Genomic DNA, 1,441 nt, shown 5'->3' with positions numbered 1-1,441 from the left:
CCAATCCATGGGAGCAGTGGGAACGAGTGCCGATTGTCAGATGCGAGTTTTTGGTACCGGTGTTCTGGGGACTCGGTACTGCCGTGTTCCGGGTAGTTGGTACCGGGCCGAGGGGTGCGTCGGCCCGGACGGGCTACAATTTCAGGGTGGAATCACAGCTAGTCGCCTACATCGATGAGTCCTCCGCCCTTAGACCCCCAGACCGGCAGGAGTACATGGTGTGTGCAACCATCATCGACACTCAAGACTTGGAAAAAATACGCGAGGAGCTGCGTCCACTACGACTTCCTGGCCAGGTCAAACTTCACTGGACCGACGAACGTAATAGCCGACGCCGAAAAATCGTGGACACCCTTTCTGAGATCGACTCCATGCAAGCGATCATCACCCACCAGAGTGAAGTGAGCAAGAAAACGGAGAGGCACCCCAGGAAATGCTTGGAGCAGATGTACTTCGAGCTCTCCGAGATGCACGTCCACAACGTCACTTTGGAAAGCCGGCAAGAAGCACAAAACAGGCGAGACGTCGCCCATATAGTTGCCCTGCAGGGCAGGGACAAAGTGCTGGCATCCGACTGCGACACGTACGCGGTGGCGATGATCCCCTGCTCTGGATTCCAGATGCCGTTCTGGGAGCACTGAACTCCGTCCATCTAGGGGAAGAGCAGTACTGGGAGAAGCTGCACGAGAAAGTGGTCCTCAAACGTCCCACCCCGGATTCCCTCTAGAGGCAGGCGAAGACCCTGAGTCCAGTCGTCCGGCTGGGGTCCCAGGGTCTTCTTCCGATCCTGTCGTAACAGGTGGCAATAACTCTAGGGTAGCACCATTTGGCATCATTTGGCACCGATAGGCCCCGTCCGTTTCCTTAGCTGGATCGGCGGCCTCATCCTGGTTTCCTGACCAAATCCACATCGACCAAGCCGAACGCAGCGGGCTAAATATCACTCTGCTCAATACCCCTAGACGTTGACACCGACATGCCCCGCCGAGATACAGCAGGTCATAGGACAAAGACCTCTTACTCCGGCCATCACTGAATCGATCATCAAACCACCCCGGCGGGAGCTGACGGAAAATCTCTGAAATCAAACCCTCATCAGAGATGACTTTCTTTGCACGGGATACTTCCCGTCGTGAACACCCCAATGCGTGTGTGATCTGCGCCTAGCTAGCACCATCAAGGCACATCGCAATGATCTGCTTGAAGTTGGCCACAAGGACCAGCTCCTTCCAAGTAGAAGTTGACGCAACACCAGCGGATTGTGGTGTCGCCAACATCAACTATGAAAGAAAACCCCTTGCAGTACCGGGTACGTGGAACACCGGTACCAACTACGCGGACTCGCGGTACCAACTACCCCAAATCGACACCGATAATGCCCTGGCAGAATCGTTTAACGCCAGTCTCAAGCGTGAAGTTCTGCGTGATCGGAAAGTCTTTG

General features: G+C 55.2%; 1 protein-coding gene and 1 pseudogene. Both read left to right on the top strand.

All coding sequences use genetic code 11. The features are described 5' to 3' along the window. Positions 1–641 (top strand): hypothetical protein (locus tag HMPREF2806_RS05570; RefSeq protein WP_232745295.1); only part of this gene is annotated, 641 nt, incomplete at its 5' end. Between the two features lie 550 nt (positions 642–1,191). Continuing rightward, positions 1,192–1,441 (top strand): annotated as a pseudogene (locus HMPREF2806_RS13765) (Fic family protein); the annotation flags it as partial.

This window comes from Corynebacterium sp. HMSC076G08, from assembly GCF_001811515.1.
Lineage (GTDB): Bacteria > Actinomycetota > Actinomycetes > Mycobacteriales > Mycobacteriaceae > Corynebacterium > Corynebacterium hiratae.
This window is presented reverse-complemented; position numbering and strand designations above follow the sequence as displayed.